This window comes from Rhodanobacteraceae bacterium (assembly GCA_016713135.1).
In the GTDB taxonomy this organism is placed as follows: domain Bacteria; phylum Pseudomonadota; class Gammaproteobacteria; order Xanthomonadales; family SZUA-5; genus JADKFD01.
Window position 1 is genome coordinate 336356 of the sequence record JADJPR010000007.1, and the last position, 17170, is coordinate 353525.

Consider the following 17170-nt stretch of genomic DNA (forward strand, 5'->3'; position numbering starts at 1 on the left):
CCAAGGCAGCGCGCCCCAGCGACAAGAACGGCGCAGCACGCGCCAAGCTCGATAACAGCGCCCGTGCCGATCTCGGCACCAGCCCCGCGGACCTGCCGCTGCCGGAGGGCTACGTGGCGAAGGTCGAGCTGCCGCCGGGCTATCGCCCGCGTGCGGGCGAGGAGTACATGTCCAGCGAGCACCTCGAGTATTTCCGCCGCAAGCTGGTGATCTGGCGGCAGGAGCTGATCGAGGAGTCGCAGCAGACCATCGAAAACCTGCGCGATGAAGTGCGCGACGTGGGCGACGAGGCCGAACGCGCCACGCGCGAGACCGAGAATTCGCTCGAACTGCGCACTCGCGACCGCTACCGCAAGCTGATCGGCAAGATCGACAAGGCGCTCAAGCGCATCGAAGACGGCCGTTACGGCTATTGCGAAGAGACCGACGAGGAAATCGGCATCGAGCGCCTGGAAGCGCGTCCGATCGCTACCTTGTGCCTCGATGCGCAGGAGCGTTGGGAACACCGCCAGCGCCAGATGGGCGACTGAGAGTCGCAGGAGGGTAGCCCGGAGTACGCACAGCGTTCTCCGGGTACTTGCCGCAAGCCATCCGGTGAGCGCGCTGCGCGCGCACACCGGGCTACGTGCGGTCAATCCCGCCCCTTCCGTCGTATCGCTATACCTCCAGTACTGCCAGCATCGCCGCGAGGCGCGAGCGCGGAGCGCCGGCGCCGCCGGCAATCGCGGTCGGCGAGGGTCGCATCGCGTAGGCCCAGCGACGCAGACGCAGGCGTGTCTCGTTTTCCAGGAAGTGCTGTGCGAGTCCGGAGAACTCCGCCAGTAACGCGAGCGCGAGCGCCGGAAGGTCATCCAGGCTGGGCGTCTGTGCACCGCGATTGAGCCGACTTACCAGCTCCGCGCGAGTCTGCGTGGACTGCAGCGCGTAACGGGTGCGCCCGAAGCGGCCAAACAGGCCGCCCGGCAACTGGTGCAGAATTCCCAGTCGCACGAATCCGTCGAGAAACTCGCCGCGTACCTCCCACAGGCGCCGGCGCAGGCGCGAGATCGTCGCTGCCGGCGTCTGGGCCTCATCGCCGATCACCCGAAGGGCCTGCGTCAGGAGCCGGTGCGGCTGCGGTAGCGGATCGACCACGCGCAACTTCCCGGACTCCAGGATCACCGCGCCCTGCACGATCAGTTCCACCAGCAGCGCGCGTGCCATCGCGTCGCGGCTGCTGGCATTCGCGCCGGCGCCGACCAGTCCGCCGGTGGGATCGATGGTCAGCAGGAGCAGTTGTTCGGCCAGCAACATCGATCAGCCCAGCGCCGCCCGCGCGTAATCCCGGATCTTCGCCAGCATCGCGGCGAGGCCGTTCTTGCGCGTGGGCGAGAGGTGGCCCGACAGGCCGATGCGCTCGATGAACTCGGGTTCGATGGCGAGGATCTCCGCCGCGGGACGGCCCGAATATACGCGCAGCACCAGCGCGATCAGGCCGCTGACGATGGCCGAATCGCTGGTCGCTTCGAACACCATCGCATCGCGGTTGCCGGAAGGCTTGAGCCACACCATCGACTGGCACCCGAGCACGCGCCATGCCTCCACCTTGTCGTCCTGCGGGTACGCTGGCAGCTGCTTGCCCAAGTCGATCAGGTACTGATAGCGCTCCGACCAGTCGCCGAACAGGGCGAATTCGTCGACGATGTCTTGTTGGCGGGAGTCCATCAGTGCGGCGCTCATGCGTGCGCGTTTGGCGTCGAGGGCACGAGGGCACGAGGGCACGAGGGCACGCAAGAGCGACTCTGCAGCAAGCTCGGGCTTTTTCGTGCCCTCGCGCCCTCGTGCCCTCGTGCCCTCCTGACGTAACGCCCGATCACCGCGGCACCCTCACAGCAGCAACCTCCGGATATCCGACAGCTGCTGCGCCAGGTAGGCGGTGAAGCGCGCCGCGTCGGCGCCGTCGATCACGCGGTGGTCGTAGCTCAGCGAGAGCGGCAGCATCAGGCGCGGGGTGAATTCCTTGCCGTTCCAGACCGGCTTGGTCGCGCTCTTGCTGACGCCGAGGATGGCCACCTCGGGCGCGTTGATGATCGGGGTGAAGGCGTGGCCGCCGATGCCGCCGAGCGAAGAGATCGAGAAGCAGCCGCCGGACATGTCGCCAGGGCCGAGCTTGCGGTCGCGCGCCTTGGCCGAGACCAGCGACAAATCCTTGGCCAGGTCGAGCAGGCCCTTCTGGTCGCAATCGCGGATCACCGGGACGACCAGGCCGTCCGGAGTGTCGACCGCGATGCCGATGTGGAAGTAGCGCTTCAGCACCAGGTTCTCGCCGCTCGCGTCGAGCGAGGCGTTGAACTGCGGGAAACGCTTGAGCGCAGCCACCACGCCCTTGATCAGGAACACCAGCGGGGTGACCTTGAGGTCCTTGTTTTCCTCGCCGAGCTTCTTGCGGAAAGCCTCCATCTCGCTGATGTCGGCTTCGTCGAACTGGGTGACGTGCGGGATCATCGCCCAGTTGCGCGCCAGGTTGGCGCCGGAAATCTTCTTGATACGCGACAGTGGCTGGGTTTCGATCGCGCCGAACTTGGCGAAATCCACCACCGGCCAGGGCAGCAGGTTCAGCCCGCCGCCGGCCGCGGCGGGTTTCGCCGCTTGCGTCGGCGCGGCGAGGGCCTGCTTGACGTAGCCCTGCACGTCCTCGCGCGTGATCCGGCTCTTGCGCCCGGAGCCCGACACGCGGGTCAGGTCCACGCCCAGTTCGCGCGCATACAGGCGCACGGCGGGGCTGGCGTGCGGGCGCGATGCCGGCGGCAGTTCGCTCGCGGAGGCGCTGATGCTGGGCGCGGCAGGCGCAGCAGCGGGCGCTGGGGCAGGGGTAGGCGCCGGTGCCGGCGCAGCGGCGGGCGCAGGCGCAGGCGCCGGGACCGGTGCAACGGGCGCAGCCGCGGGCGCGGGCGCGGCGGCTGCTGCGGGCTTTTGCGCCGTAGCGCTGTCGATCAACGCCACCAGCTTGCCCTCGCCCAGCGAATCGCCCACCTTGACCTTGAGTTCGACGATGGTGCCGGCCACCGGGGAGGGCACTTCCATCGTCGCCTTGTCCGATTCCAGCGTCACCAGGCCCTGGTCGGCCTTGACCACATCGCCCGGCTTGACCAGCAACTCGATGACCGGAACATCCTTGTAGTTGCCGATGTCCGGCACTTTGGCTTCGACGATGGCCATGGCGTCTCCCCGACGGCTTGCGACAGCCGCTGACAATACAGGAGGCGGCAAGGCGTCCGCAGGCGGTGGTGGTGAAGCGGGTGTTGGTATTGGTTCTTGGTGTTGGTTCAAGCAAAGACAACAGCGGGCTCGCCGCGCTTCAACCAACACCAACAACCAATACCAACACCAGCTCCACCCCCCGTTGCTATGCTCCATGCCCCCACCTTCGGACCCTTCCCGCCATGTTTCCGCGCACGATGACTATTGCCGAGTTCGACCCCGACCTGGCCCAGGCGATCGCTTCCGAGCGCCAGCGGCAGGAAGACCATGTCGAACTGATCGCTTCGGAGAACTACGCTTCACCGCGGGTGCTGGAAGCGCAGGGCACGGTGCTGACCAACAAGTACGCCGAGGGCTATCCGGGCAAGCGCTACTATGGTGGCTGCGAGTTCGTGGACGTGGCCGAGGCGCTGGCGATCGAGCGCGCCAAGCAGCTGTTCGGCTGCGAGTACGCCAATGTGCAGCCGCATTCGGGCTCGCAGGCGAATGCCGCGGTCTACTTCGCGCTGCTCAATCCGGGCGACACCATCCTCGGCATGAGCCTGGCGCACGGCGGCCACCTGACCCACGGCGCCAAGGTCAATTTCTCCGGCAAGGTGTTCAACGCGGTGCAATACGGCCTGGACATGAGCACCGAGCTGATCGACTACGCCGAGATCGAGCGCCTGGCGCGGGAGCACCAGCCGAAGATGCTGATCGGTGGCTTCTCGGCCTACTCGCAGGTGATCGACTGGGCGCGCATGGCGGCGATCGCCAAGTCCGTGGGCGCGTACTTCGTGGTCGACATGGCGCATATCGCCGGCCTGGTGGCCGCGGGCGTCTACCCGAGCCCGATCCCGCACGCCGACGTGGTCACCAGCACCACCCACAAGACCCTGCGCGGCCCGCGCGGCGGCATCATCCTGGCCAAGGCCAACCCGGAGATCGAGAAGAAACTGCAGTCGATGGTCTTCCCCGGCACCCAGGGCGGCCCGCTGATGCATGTGATCGCGGCCAAGGCGGTGGCCTTCAAGGAAGCGCTGCAGCCGGAGTTCAAGGCCTACCAGACCCAGGTGATCGCCAACTGCAAGGCGATGGCCAAGGTGCTGATCGAGCGCGGCTACAAGATCGTCTCCAGCGGCACCGAGAACCACCTGTTCCTGCTCAGCCTGGTCGGCCACGACCTCACCGGCAAGGACGCCGAAGCCGCGCTCGGCGCCGCGCACATCACGGTCAACAAGAACGCCGTCCCCGGCGACCCGCGCTCGCCCTTCGTCACCAGCGGCCTGCGCATCGGCACCGCCGCCATCACCACCCGCGGCTACGGCCTGGCCGAAGCCACCGCACTCGCCGGCTGGATCGCCGACGTGCTCGACGCCCCCACCGACGAAGCCGTGATTGCTCGCGTGCGCGAGGCGGTGACGGCGCAGTGCCGGCAGTTTCCGGTGTACGGGTGAGGCGGTGAAACGTCAAACGGAAAACGTCAATGCGTGCGCGGGCTGCGGTCTTGCTGCGTGCGCGATTGACGTTTCACTTTTCACTTTTGACTGCTGCTGACCATGCGCTGCCCCTTCTGTAGTCACGAAGACACCCGCGTGGTCGACTCGCGCGTCACCGAGGACGGGTTGCAGGTCCGTCGGCGCCGCGAGTGCCCGGGCTGCAATGCGCGCTTTTCGACCTACGAGACGGCGGAAATCAAGCTGCCGCAGATCGTCAAGCGCGATGGCCGGCGCGAGGCCTTCAGCGAGCAGAAGCTGCGCGGCGGGCTGGCGCGGGCCTTCGAGAAGCGCGCGGTCTCGGTGGAGGACATCGATCGGGTCATCGACGTGGTGGTGCGCAAGCTGCGGACCAGCGGCGAGCGCGAAATCCCCGCCGGCAAGATGGGCGAGTGGGTGATGGAGGAACTCAAGCGCATCGACCAGGTGGCCTATGTGCGCTTCGCCTCGGTCTACCGCCGCTTCGAGGATGTGCAGGCCTTCCGCGAGGAGGTCGAGAAGCTGGAGAAGGAGCTGCCGGGACTGTCGGCGCAGCAGTTGCCGCTGCTCGATTTGCCGCTGGCGCCGCCGCCGAAGAAGGGCTGAGGCGGTGCCCGGCTGGCGCATCGAGACGCTGTCGGCGCAGCCGCAGCATGTGGATGCGCTGGCACAGTGGCATCACGCCGAGTGGCGCGGGTTGGTGGCCAACTGGTCGCTGGAAGACGCGCGCGTGGAACTTGCCTCGCACGTCGCCAGTGAACCCTATCCGATCACCTGGATCGGGTTGGAGGCACACGGCGGCCTGGCCGGATCGGTCAGCCTGATCGAGACAGATGTGCCGGAGTTTGCCGAGTATTCGCCCTGGCTGGCCAGCCTGTATGTGCGCCCCGATTGCCGTGGGCGCGGCCTTGGCGAGGCGCTGGTGCGCACCCTGATCGCGCATGCCGCCGGACTCCGCTTCCCGCGCGTCTACCTGTTCACGCCCGGTACTCCCGCGATGTACCAGCGCTGCGGCTTTGTCGCGACCGCCACGCTGCCGCTCGGCGGCCGCTCGGTCACGCTGATGGAGCGCGCGCTGTGAGCGAGACCGATGTGCGCCATATGCGCCGCGCGCTGGAACTGGCGGCGCTGGGCCTTTGCACCACCCATCCGAATCCGCGTGTCGGCTGCGTGCTGGTGCTGGGTGGCGAGGTGGTGGGCGAAGGCTGGCACCGCCGCGCCGGCGAGCCGCATGCGGAGGTGCATGCGATGAGCATGGCGGGCGAGCGCGCGCGCGGGGCGACCGCCTACGTCACCCTGGAACCCTGCGCGCACCACGGGCGCACGCCGCCCTGCGCCGACGCGCTCATCGCGGCCGGCGTGGCGCGCGTGGTCGTGGCGCTGCGCGATCCGTTTCCGCAGGTCGATGGCGCCGGCATCGCACGGCTGCGCGCGGCGGGGATCCAGGTCGACCTGGGCGTCTGCGAGGACGATGCGCGCGAACTGAACCTCGGCTTCGTATCGCGCCTGACCCGCCACCGGCCGTGGATCCGGGTCAAGCTCGGACTGTCGCTGGACGGGCGCAGCGCCCTGGCCGATGGCCGCAGCCAGTGGATCACCTCGCCCGCGGCGCGCGCCGACGTGCAGCGCTGGCGTGCGCGTTCCAGTGCGGTGCTGACCGGCATCGGCAGTGTGCTCGACGATGACCCGCGCCTGACCGTGCGCCTGCCCGACATCGAGCACGTCACGCCAGAGCGCATCGTGCTCGACACCCGGGCGCGCCTGCCGGCGGATGCGCGGATGCTCGGCGAACCGGGGCCGATCGTGTGGGTCACCGGTCCCAGCGCGTCGGAGCGACCGGAGCTCGACGGCCGCGTCGAGCGCATCTCGCTCCCCGCGTCCGCCGGGCGCCTGAACCTGCAGCGCCTGGCCTTCGCCCTCGGCGCGCGCGGCCACAACGAGGTGCTGGTCGAAGCCGGCCCGCGCCTTGCGGGCGCCTTCGTCGCCGCCGGCCTCGTCGACGAACTGGTCTGGTACCTCGCACCCAAGCTGCTCGGCCACGACGCGCGCCCGGCGCTCAGCCTGCCCGGGCCGGTATCGCTGGACGAGGCGAGCCGCTGGCAGTGGCACGGCGTGGAGCGCGTCGGCGAGGATTTGCGCGTGCTGCTGCGGGCGGCCCCCATCCCGTGACCAGGAACGCTAGGCGTAGCCCGGTGTGCGTGCGAAGCGCGTTCACCGGGTGCTTGCGGCAAGCACCCCGAGAACCGCTGAGCGGGGGGGGGGGGGGCGCGGGGGGGGGGGGGGGGGGGGGGGGGGGGGGGGGGGGGGGGGGCCCGGGCGGGGCGCGCGGGGGGGCCGCGGGGGGGCCGGGGGCGGGGGCGGGGGGGGGGGGGGCGGTACGGGCTACGCCGGCCCGGGCGCCGGCGCGATGACCGCATCCAGTCTGCGTGCGCCGCGCAGCAGCATCTGCCGCGCCGGCCACGCTTCCGCGGGCGGCAGCGCCGGCAGGGCGTGGAACTCGCCGGAGACCAGGGTCGCCACCGGCACGCCGTCGCGGTAGAGCACGCGGGTGCCGGCGAGCGCCGGCAGCTTGTCGCCGGGCAGCACGTGGCCGAGCAGATTCAGCGGATCGGCACCGCAGACGCAAGTCCATTCCAACGCCGCGCGCGGGGCGCGCAGGCTGCGCAGCAGGGCGACGGCCTCGGGCAGCGCGTACTGCTCGCCCGACAGGCCGGCTACGAAGCGTCCGCCGCGGATCTCGCCGCGCGCTTCCAGGCGGCGGTAGACCAGCACCAGCTCGCGCCAGGGTGGCAGCCACGCGGCCTCGCGCCGCAGCAGCGTCCAGCAGACCACGCCCCAGCGTTTCAGCAGCACCCGCGCGATGTGCTCGGTCATCGCATCGTCGCGCTCAGCCGGCGCGCGCCGGATTGGCGACCAGCGCCCGGCGCTGTCGACACCGGCCCACGCCGCCATCCGGCGCGCGCGCCGTGGCGAGCGCTGTGCCGGCGCGAGCAGCGCGCGCAGGCCGGCATAGCTGTCGGCGTGCGCCAGCCCGGCCGCGACCAGCTCGCCGAGCGCGTCGTTGAGTTCGCTTTCCAGCAGCCGCGTGGCGCCCTGCAACTCGTCGTAGAAACTCGCACCCTGGGCGGCCAGGCACTCATGCACGCGGCGCGCACGCGAGGACAGCGCAGGCGCCTCGCCGCCGGCGGCCAGCGCCGCCCAGCGCGGGTACTCGCGCCGCGGCAGCAGCACGATCGGCGTGGCGCGCACCGGCCCGGAGGACTCGCGCGCCGGATCGGCCGGTGGCCGCAGCCGCGCCCAGGCAAGCCTTCCGGCCAGGCACAATTCGTCCAACCAGCGTGCCTCGTAACTGGCCACGCGCGCGGGCAGGATCTCGCTCTCCCAGGCGGCGGCTGGCGCCTCCCAGCCTTCCAGTTGCGCCAGCACCGCCGCCAGCGCTTCCGGGCCGGTCTTGCGTGCGTCGCCGGCCAGGCCCTGCCAGTGGCTCAGGAAGCGCACCAGCGCGGCGGGTTCCACTGGCTCGATCTCGCGTCGCAGCCGCTGCACCGTCAGCCGGTGGATGCGTGCGAGCAGATGGCGCTCGCACCATTCCAGTTCGCCGGTGCCGCTGAACTGACCGCGCATTGCATAGCCCAGGCCCTCCAGCCCGATCAGCGTGGACTCGATCGCGGCCGGCGACAGCGCGTGCAGGCTCCGGGTGAGCGCGGTCAGCGTGGTCGGCCCGAGGCCCGACAGCCGCGCGCGCAGGACGTCGACCAGCGCGGCATCCGCCTCCCAGGCCTGCGCGGCGTACTCGGCCGGCGCATCGATGGCCGGTGCCAGCGCGGCTTCCGGTGCCAGCGCGCGCCACTGCGGCAGGCGTTCGGCGGCGACCCATACGGCCGGCGCATCCAGCCGCGTGGCACGGCGCGCGGCGACCAGCTGGTCGAGCAGCCGCGGCCAGCCGGCTTCGCGCGCGATCTCATCCGGGGTCAGGAAGCCCACGCCGACCAGGGCCTCGTGCAACTCGTCCGCATCGCGCGCCTGCGGCCAGGCGTCGCTGCGCACTTGTTCGATCGCCGCTGGATCCAGCCGGCCGAAGTCCTCGGCGCTCTCCGGATCCACCCAGCGGCGCGCCTGCACCGCCTGGGTGCGGCGTTCCTCCAGCGGCGCGTCGTCGAGGAAGGCATAGGGCCGCGCCGACAGGATCTCCATCGCCAGCGGCGAGGGCGAGGCCAGGTCGCGCGCGTGGATCCGCACCTCGCCGGCTTCCACCCGCTTGAGCAGCGCAGTCAGCCCGTCGAGGTCCATCGCCTCGTCGAGGCAGTCGCGCATTGTCTGCGCCACCAGCGGATGGTCCGGCACCTCACGCTCGCCGACGATGTTCTCCAGGCACGCCACCTGGTCCGGAAACACCGTGGCCAGCAGGTCCTCGGCGCGCATCCGCTGCAGCGGCGCGGCGACCTTGGTGCCGCCGACGAAGCGCGGCAGCGCCAGCGCGGTGGTCGCGTTCCAGCGCCAGCGCACGCCGAACATCGGCGCGTCGAGCAGGGCCTGCACCAGCACCTCGCCGACCGAGTTGGAATGCAGGTAGCGCGCGACATCCGCGAGCGGGAAGCTGTGGCTGGTGGACAGCGACAGGATGATCGCGTCGTCGGTGGCGGCCGCCTGCAGCTCGAAGTTGAAACGGCGACAGAAACGCTTGCGCAGCGCCAGGCCCCAGGCGCGGTTGAGGCGCGTGCCGAAAGGCGAATGGATGATCAGCTGGGTGCCGCCGGACTCGTCGAAGAAGCGTTCCATGACCAGGTCCGCCTGGGTCGGCAGCACACCGAGCGCGGCCTTCGCCGTGGCCAGGTAATCGGCCAGTTGGCGCGCCGCGGCGGCGCCGATGCCGGGCCGGTCGGCCAACCAGTCGTACAGTGTCTGCGTCGGCGGCTGGCTGTCGTGCTCGGGCGGCAGCAGCGCGGCGGCCTGCGCGCGCAGGCGCGACACCGCCGCCGACAGCGCATCGCTGCGTCCCGGCGCCTCGGCCACCCAGAAGGGGATGGTCGGTGGCAGGCCCTGCGCGTCCTCGACCCGCAGGCGGCCACGGTCGACCTGGCGGATGCGGTAGCTCTGGTTGCCCAGCTGGAACACATCGCCGGCCAGGCTTTCGATCGCGAAATCCTCGTGCACGCTGCCGACGACGATGCCCTCGGGCTCCAGTACCACCGGGTAGTCGGCGGTGTCTGGAATCGCCCCGCCGCTGGTCAGCGCGGTCATCCGCGCGCCGCGGCGGGCGCGCAGCATGCCGTTGACCGCGTCGCGGTGCAGGTAGGCCGCGCGCGGCCCGCGCCGGGTGGTGTAGCCCTCGGCGAGCATGCGCACCAGCGCGGTGTAGTCCTCGCGCGACAGCTGCGCGTAGGGCCAGGCGCCGCGCAGGCGCTGGTAGAGATCCGCCTCGCTGCACTCGCCGCAGCTGACTTCGGCGACGATCTGCTGCGCCAGCACATCGGCCGGTGCGGGCGGGACGATCAGCGTCTCCAGTTCGCCGCGGCCGACCGCCGCCAGCAGCGCCACGCATTCGACCAGGTCGTCGCGCGAGGTGGGGAACAGCCGCCCCTTGGGCAGCCCGCGCAGGCTGTGGCCGGAGCGGCCGACGCGCTGCAGGAAGGCGGCGATCGCGCGCGGTGAACCCAGCTGGCACACCAGGTCCACGTCGCCGATGTCAATGCCGAGTTCCAGCGAGGAGGTGGCGACCAGCACCGCGAGTTCGCCGCGCTTCAGGCGCTGCTCGGCGTCCAGCCGGCGCTCGCGCGCGAGGCTGCCGTGGTGCGCGGCGACCCTCTCGTGGCCGAGGTGCTCGGACAGATGCCGCGCCGCGCGCTCGGCCATCCGCCGGGTGTTGACGAACACCAGCGTGCTGCGGTGCGCGCGCACCAGATCGGCCAGTTGCGCGTAGACCTCGCTCCAGACCTGGTTCGACATCACCGGCGCCAGCGGCGCGCTCGGCAGTTCCAGCGCGAGGTCGCGCGTTCGCGCCTGGCCGACATCGACGATCGCGCAGTCGGGCGTGCCATCCGCCGCGATGGCCGCGTTGCCGACCAGGAAGCGCGCGGCCTCGGCCAGCGGTCGCTGGGTCGCCGACAGGCCGATGCGCGTCAGCCGCCGGCCACACAGCGCGTCCAGCCGCTCCAGCGTCAGTGCCAGGTGCGCGCCGCGCTTGTTGCCGGCCAGCGCGTGGATCTCGTCGACGATCACGCTGCCCACGCCCGCCAGCATCGCGCGCCCGGAGTCCGAACCGAGCAGGATGTACAGCGATTCCGGCGTGGTCACCACGATGTGCGGCGGCCGCTTGCGCCACTTCGCGCGCTCCGCCTGCGGGGTGTCGCCGGTGCGCACCGCACTGCGGATCTCGATCGGCGGCAGCCCGAGGGCTTCCAGTTCGGCGGAAATACCGGCGAGCGGGCGCTCCAGGTTCAGGTGCACATCGTTCGACAGCGCCTTCAGCGGCGAGACGTAGACCACCCGCGTGGCATTGCCGAGCGTGCCCGCCAGCGCCTCGCGCACCAGCGCGTCGAGCGCGTGCAGGAAGGCCGCAAGCGTCTTGCCCGAGCCCGTCGGCGCTGCCACCAGCGTGTGCCGGCCCTGCGCAATCGCCGCCCATGCGGCCGCCTGCGCCGGCGTCGGTGCCTCGAAGGCAGCGGCGAACCAGCGGGTGACGGCGGGATGGAAGGCGGCGAGTGGCATCGCCCGATTATGCGGCGGCATCCCGGCGAACCCAGGTGAACGCCGATGGTTGCGGCGGGTGTGGTGGCAGGAACCGTCAGCGTAGCGCGCTGTACGCGCCGCGCGCGTTCAGCGGGTACCTGCCGCCCGACAGCGCCGCTGAATCGCTGCGCGATACAGCGGCCTACGCGCGGAGCTTCACTCGCAGCGCAACTCTTCGACGTGCACCTCGAAGCGCAGGTCATGGCCCGGCGGGGCCGGCATCCACGACTGCGACTCCAGATCCCTGAGGATGTCCAGTCCATCGGCATTCGCCGAACCGAGTGCCATCTGGCGATAGCGCATGGCGAGCGCCGGATCGATGCTGAGGCCGCCCTGGCCGGACTCGTGCGCGCGCGCCAGCCAGGAGAGGATCGGAGCCATCCGCTGCCAGTCGACCGAGTTCCGCTGCGCGTCGGCGATCAGCGCCTCGGCCCGTTGCACGCGCTGGCGCCAGCGTTCCCCGGGAAACTCCGGCGCACCCTCGAAGTCCAGCGAGCGCAGCAGGATTTCCGCGAGGATCAGCTTTGCGCTCGCAGACGGCGGCTCGCCACGGCCCTCGGCGAAGCGCAGCGCGGCCTGGCGCTGGGCCGCGCCGAGGGCATTGCTGGTGTCGTGCAGGGGTTCCTCGACCGCGCCCTCCTCGGCCAGCAGTTCCGCCTCTGGCCGCGGCATCGGCGCAGGTGGCAGTTGGTCGATGCAGCGCCGGTAGTGGTCGTCGTCGTCGGGCATGGCGCGGACCGCCCCGAGTTCCAGCGACAGCGCATGGGTCTGCGCACTGCGGGCAAGCACGCGGTTGTCCCAGCCCGACCAGCGCCAGGCGCCGTCGACGCGTTCGAAGACAAGGCCGGCGCCCAGATACTCGCCCCCGGCGGTGACCAGCGGTACCCAGGCGGTATCGCGCACCACCACCGGGTCGGCCGCGCGCATGGACCCCAGCGCGCGGCTTAGCCCGCTGGCTACGTCGATCCGGCACTCGGCGGCGTACACATCCTCGATCTCGAAGGCTTCCGCGCGGCGCAGGCGGGCGAGCACCGCCAGTTCGGTCATGCTGGCCAGATCCTGCGCCTGCTCTGCGTGCCGCGCCAGGCGCTGCAAGGCTTCAAGGCGCAGCAACCACGCCGGAGCGAGGGACTGCTCGGGCTGCGCCAGCTGACAGTCCACCAGGGAACGCCGCGCGCTCTCGATCAACCGCGCCTCCGGCGCCGCCTGCAGCGGCAGGGCCAGCGCCAGCAGCCCGGCGGCGATCAGCGCCCTCATCGATTCTCCGGCGCTGGCGGCGGATCCATCCAGGCGTCGTCCTCGGTCTCGCTCTGCAGGAATATGGGCTCTGTCACGGTCCGGATGCCACCGCCGGTGATCTCGACCACCTCCATCTGTGAGCCTTCCTCCTCGCTGTCCTGCGCCATCGCGCCATGGCTGGCCAGCAGCAAGGCGGCCGCGGGTATCAGCCGCGCATAGCGCACGCACAGCGGTCCGCCGCCGGCCAGCAGTGCCGCGCGTTCACGCGTAGTCATCGCCGACAGGTTGTGCACCCGCTTCTGGCACAGATCGCAGAAGGTGGATTTCTGCCCCGGCGCGAATGCCGGCAATTGCGCGCAGGGCGATTCGATCCGCGGGCACTGGGTGTGGATGATCGGCATGAACCGGAATCCGAGACAGTTCGCAACACTTTACCCGAGGGCACGTGGGATATGGCAGCCTGCGCGCAGTCCATTCATCGAAACTTCCCATGTTCACCGGATTGATCCAGGCCGTCGGCCGCGTGGCCGCGCTCGAGCCGCGTGGCGGCGATCTGCGCATGCGCATCGACGCAGCCGGCCTCGACCTCGCCAGTACCCGGCCGGGCGACAGCATCGCGGTGTCCGGCGTTTGCCTGACCGCGCTCGACCCGCACGCCGGGGGCTTCGCAGCCGACGTTTCGAACGAAACCCTGGCATGCACCACGCTGGGCCGGCTGCGCGAAGGCGATCCCGTGAACCTCGAGCGCTCGCTGACGCTGGCAACGCCGCTCGGCGGCCACTTCGTCAGCGGGCATGTCGATGGCGTCGGGCGGGTGGCCTCGATCCACGACGATGGCCGCTCGCAGCGCTGGGTCTTCGAGGTTCCGCCCGAGCTGTGCCGCTACATCGCCAGCAAGGGCTCGGTGGCGGTCAATGGCGTCAGCCTGACGGTCAACGAACTCCACCCGACCGGCTTCGGCGTGAACCTGATCCCGCACACCCTGGCGCACACCAGTTTCGGCACGATGGCGGTCGGGGATGCGGTCAACATCGAGATCGACCTGCTCGCCCGCTACGTCGAGCGCCTGATGTCCGCGCGTGCTTGAACCTGCGCCGGCAGCCCCCATTTCCGCCAGCTGCGTTTCGACTTCCCCGAGTCCCGCCATGCCGATCTACGAATTCGAATGCCTGAGCTGCGGCAAGCGCTTCGACCGCCTGCAGAAGTTGTCCGATCCCGATCCCACCGATTGCCCCAGCTGCGGCGCACCACAGGTAAAGCGCGCCATCACCGCGGCCGCCTTCCGGCTCAAGGGCGGTGGCTGGTACGAGACCGATTTCAAGGGCGACGGCGACAAGAAGCGCAACCTGGTGGAGCCGGCGGGCGAGTCCAAGCCGTCTGCGGAGACTGCTTCGTCCGGTAGCGATGCCAAGCCGGCACCAGCCAGTGAACCGGCGAAGCCCGCGGCGCCTGCGGCGCCGGCCGGGGGCTAGTTTCAGCGCGGCGGCTTCGCCGCTCTGGCGCGGCGCGTTGAGTCGCGCTGCGTGGGGTGGTGGCATGCGCTTCTGACGGCTGCTGTTGCCACTTTCGTTGTTTGCTGTCGCCTTGGCACTTGTGGGAGCGGGCTCCGCCCGCGATCTCTGCTGTCGCTGTCGCTTAAGCCCTTGTGGGAGCGGGCTCTGCCCGTGATCTCTGCTGTCGCTGTCGCTGTCGCTGTCGCTGTCGCTGTCGGCGTCGCTGTTGCTTAAGCCCTTGTGGGAGCGGGCTCCGCCCGTGATCTCTGCTGTCGCTGTCGCTGTCGCGGTGGCTGTCGCTTAAGCCCTTGTGGGAGCGGGCTCTGCCCGCGATCTCTTCGCCTTCGCTGCTTGCTTTAGGCTATTGAAGCAACAGCGTTTCGGCCTGGCGGCCGAGTGACTTTTCTTTGAGTGGCCAAAGAAAAGTCACCAAAAGAAAGGCCACCCCGCGTCCGCGCCGGCCGCGCATCCGGCGCGCCCGGTGCCCTGCGGTGCTCACGAAGCGCAGGCCGCTGCGCAACTCGCTGGTCCGGCCCGTCGGCACAGCCGCCGGGCGTTCGCAGCCGCGCGCCGCGGCGCAAGCGTGCGACTGCTCCCCCTGTGCTCGGACATGCTCGCTTTCCCCTGCGCTTCGCTCCGCTCCTCGGAGCTCCCGAGGGGCCCCGGGTTCCTTCGACCCGGCTTCCTGCCTGGTTCTTGAGGTGTGGCGGGTCAGCAGGCTTGCGGGTCTTGAGCGGAGGGAAGCAACCGCAGAAGCGAAGTCACAGCCAGGCGCGAAACCACGTGCGAGTTGCGCTGCGTGGGGAGGTGGCATGCGCTTCTGACGGCTGCTGCTGCCACTTTCGTTGTTTGCTGTCGCCTTGGCACTTGTGGGAGCGGGCGCCGCCCGCGATCGTTTGCCGCCGCCTGCCGCCTGCCGCCTGCCGCCTGCCGCTCCTTGCTTGTTCGCTTTTGCTTCAAGATCAAGGGCAAGAGCGTTTCGGCCTGACGGCCGAGTCACTTCTTTCTGCTTGCCCAGAAAGAAGGTGACCAAGAAAGAGGGCACCCCGCGTCCGCGCTTGCCGCGCGTCGTGCGCGGCAAGTCCCCTGCGGTGCTCACGAAGCGCAGGCCGCTGCGCAACTCGCTGGTCCGGCCCGTCGGCACAGCCGCCGGGCGTTCGCAGCCGCGCGCCGCATGCGGCGCAAGCGTGCGACTGCTCACCCCTGTGCTCGGACATGCTCGCTTTCCCCTGCGCTTCGCTCCGCTCCTCGGCGCTCCCGAGGGGCCCCGGGTTCTTCGACCCGGCTTCCTGCCTGGTTCTTGAGGTGTGGCGGGTCAGCCGGCTTGCGGGTCTTGAGCGGAGGGAAGCCAGAGCCAGAAGCTATGCGACAGCCAGAAGCGAAGCGACAGCCAGAAGCGAAGCCACAGCCAGAAGCGAAGCCACAGCCAGAAGCGAAGTCACAGCCAGAAGCGAAGCCACAGCCAGAAGCGAAGCCACAGCCAGAAGCGAAGCGACAGCCAGAAGCTACTGCTCTGCTGCTAACGCTTCGCTCTCGATACTGGCCGAGGACCACAAACTAAGATCTCGCCTCGAAGACCAGGCAGGAAGCCGGGTCGAAGGAAGAATGGGGTCCCCTGTGGAGCGCCGAGGAGCGGAGCGACCTGCAGGGGAAAGCGAGCATGTTCGAGCACATGGATGTGCGAGTTGCGCAGCGGCCTGCAAGGCGCGAGCACCGCAGGGAACCCCGTGTGCACGATGCACACGGGGCGCGGAAGTGGGGTGCCTTCTTTCTTGGTTACTTCTTTCTGGGCAAGCAGAAAGAAGTGACTCGGCCGTCAGGCCGAAACGCTTTTGCTCTTGATCCTGAAGCCCAGAGCCAGAAGCCAGAAGCCAAAAGCCAAAAGCCAAAAGCCAAAAGCCAAAAGCCAAAAGCCAAAAGCCAAAAGCCAAAAGCCAAAAGCCACACGCCCTCAATCCGAGTAGATCGCCACCCCCACCACCCCATCCGCCCGCACCCACGCCCGGTACATCCCCTCCGAGTTGTACGGCATCGCGATCGCTCCGTCGCGGTCGATGGCGATCAGCCCGCCGGTGCCGCCGAGTTCTCCAACCCGCCCGAGTGCCCCGGCGCAGGCTGCGGGCAAGGCGGCGCCGCCGTAGGCCATTCGCGCGTGGACATCGTGCGCCAGCGCCGAGAGCAGGAAGTATTCGCCGTGGCCGGTGGCGGAGACCGCGCAGGTGGCGTCTTCGGCCCAGGTGCCGGCGCCGACCACCGGGGTGTCGCCGACGCGCCCGGGGTGCTTGTTGGTCATTCCGCCGGTGGACGTCGCGGCGGCGAGGTGGCCGTGGGCATCGCGCGCGACGGCGCCCACGGTGCCGCGCTTGTCCTTGGGATCGGGCGCGTTGAACAGCGGGTCGTGGTCCAGCGTGACCTTGCCCTGCAGCGCGGCCAGGCGCTGCTGCTCGGCGCGCTCCGCGGTGATGAAATAGGCGGGCGGGGCGCGCTCGGCGCCGATGCGGGCGGCCAACAGCTCGGCGCCTTCGCCGACCAGCAGCACATGCTCGGTGCGCTCCATCACGGCGCGCGCCAGGCTCACCGGGTGCATCGCCGTGCGCGCGGCGGCCACTGCGCCGGCCCTGCGCGTGCGGCCGTCCATGATCGAGGCATCCAGTTCCACTACGCCCTGCGCGTTCAGCACGGCGCCGCGGCCGGCGTTGAACAGCGGGAAGTCTTCGAGCTCACGCACCGCCGACTCGACCACGTCGAGCGCGCTGGCGCCGGCCTGCAGCCGCGCCCAGGCCGCGTGGGCGATGCGCGCCAGCGCCGCGCGGAACACCGCTTCGCGTTCGGGCGACAGCGATCGGCGGTCGATCACGCCGGCGCCGCCGTGGATCACCAGGCGGCAGTTGCTGGAATCGGTCATGCTGCTGGCTCCCTGCGTTGAAGTTGAGCGCCCCGGGGAAGCCGGACTTCAGTCGGCGTCCTCGCCCTGGTCGCCGGCGACGGTCAGTTCCGCCAGCCGCACCGGCCCGG

At 70.2% G+C, this 17170-nt stretch carries 14 protein-coding genes; 7 read left to right on the forward strand and 7 right to left on the reverse strand.

The window, feature by feature from the left end:
- Positions 1-167: 167 nt before the first annotated feature.
- Entirely contained in the window at positions 168-530 is a 363-nt protein-coding gene (gene dksA, locus IPK27_09795) for an RNA polymerase-binding protein DksA (GenBank protein ID MBK8067903.1), read from the forward strand.
- A 127-nt stretch (positions 531-657) separates the two neighbouring features.
- On the opposite strand, the gene IPK27_09800 is transcribed toward dksA, so the two are convergent.
- The 3 genes from IPK27_09800 to aceF form a co-directional block, all read right to left on the reverse strand.
- Positions 658-1293, reverse strand: a complete 636-nt coding sequence (locus IPK27_09800) for a GPP34 family phosphoprotein (GenBank protein MBK8067904.1) — start codon at positions 1291-1293, stop codon at positions 658-660.
- 3 nt (positions 1294-1296) lie between these two features.
- On the reverse strand, positions 1297-1719 hold the full coding sequence (locus tag IPK27_09805; GenBank protein MBK8067905.1) for a SufE family protein: 423 nt from the start codon (positions 1717-1719) through the stop codon (positions 1297-1299).
- A 147-nt stretch (positions 1720-1866) separates the two neighbouring features.
- Positions 1867-3396: a dihydrolipoyllysine-residue acetyltransferase gene (gene aceF, locus IPK27_09810; protein MBK8067906.1), complete on the reverse strand. Its 1530-nt coding sequence runs from the start codon at positions 3394-3396 to the stop codon at positions 1867-1869.
- A 26-nt stretch (positions 3397-3422) separates the two neighbouring features.
- Here aceF and IPK27_09815 point away from each other — a divergent pair, with 26 nt between their 5' ends.
- The 4 genes from IPK27_09815 (at position 3423) to ribD (ending at position 6863) form a co-directional block, all read left to right on the forward strand.
- Positions 3423-4676, forward strand: coding sequence for a serine hydroxymethyltransferase (locus IPK27_09815; protein MBK8067907.1), 1254 nt, complete (start codon positions 3423-3425; stop codon positions 4674-4676).
- A 102-nt stretch (positions 4677-4778) separates the two neighbouring features.
- A complete protein-coding gene (gene nrdR, locus IPK27_09820; protein MBK8067908.1) occupies positions 4779-5300 on the forward strand; it encodes a transcriptional repressor NrdR in 522 nt (173 codons plus the stop codon).
- 4 nt (positions 5301-5304) lie between these two features.
- Entirely contained in the window at positions 5305-5775 is a 471-nt protein-coding gene (locus IPK27_09825) for a GNAT family N-acetyltransferase (GenBank protein ID MBK8067909.1), read from the forward strand.
- Between the two features lie 20 nt (positions 5776-5795).
- Complete coding sequence (gene ribD, locus IPK27_09830; protein MBK8067910.1) at positions 5796-6863, forward strand: bifunctional diaminohydroxyphosphoribosylaminopyrimidine deaminase/5-amino-6-(5-phosphoribosylamino)uracil reductase RibD; 1068 nt, start codon at positions 5796-5798, stop codon at positions 6861-6863.
- Positions 6864-7076: 213 nt separating this feature from the next.
- Here ribD and IPK27_09835 read toward each other — a convergent pair whose 3' ends face one another.
- The 3 genes from IPK27_09835 to IPK27_09845 form a co-directional block, all read right to left on the reverse strand.
- Positions 7077-11402: a DEAD/DEAH box helicase gene (locus IPK27_09835; GenBank protein MBK8067911.1), complete on the reverse strand. Its 4326-nt coding sequence runs from the start codon at positions 11400-11402 to the stop codon at positions 7077-7079.
- A 177-nt stretch (positions 11403-11579) separates the two neighbouring features.
- Positions 11580-12680 carry a hypothetical protein gene (locus tag IPK27_09840; GenBank protein ID MBK8067912.1) on the reverse strand — a complete coding sequence of 367 codons (1101 nt, stop codon included), beginning with the start codon at positions 12678-12680 and terminating at the stop codon, positions 11580-11582.
- On the reverse strand, positions 12677-13063 hold the full coding sequence (locus IPK27_09845; protein ID MBK8067913.1) for a hypothetical protein: 387 nt from the start codon (positions 13061-13063) through the stop codon (positions 12677-12679). Before IPK27_09845 ends, IPK27_09840 begins: the two co-directional genes overlap by 4 nt.
- An 89-nt stretch (positions 13064-13152) precedes the next feature.
- Here IPK27_09845 and IPK27_09850 point away from each other — a divergent pair, with 89 nt between their 5' ends.
- On the forward strand, positions 13153-13749 hold the full coding sequence (locus IPK27_09850) for a riboflavin synthase (GenBank protein MBK8067914.1): 597 nt from the start codon (positions 13153-13155) through the stop codon (positions 13747-13749).
- Positions 13750-13807: 58 nt separating this feature from the next.
- Positions 13808-14134, forward strand: coding sequence for a zinc ribbon domain-containing protein (locus IPK27_09855; GenBank protein MBK8067915.1), 327 nt, complete (start codon positions 13808-13810; stop codon positions 14132-14134).
- A gap of 1972 nt (positions 14135-16106) precedes the next feature.
- On the opposite strand, the gene IPK27_09860 is transcribed toward IPK27_09855, so the two are convergent.
- A complete protein-coding gene (locus IPK27_09860) occupies positions 16107-17060 on the reverse strand; it encodes an isoaspartyl peptidase/L-asparaginase (protein MBK8067916.1) in 954 nt (317 codons plus the stop codon).
- Positions 17061-17170: the final 110 nt, after the last annotated feature.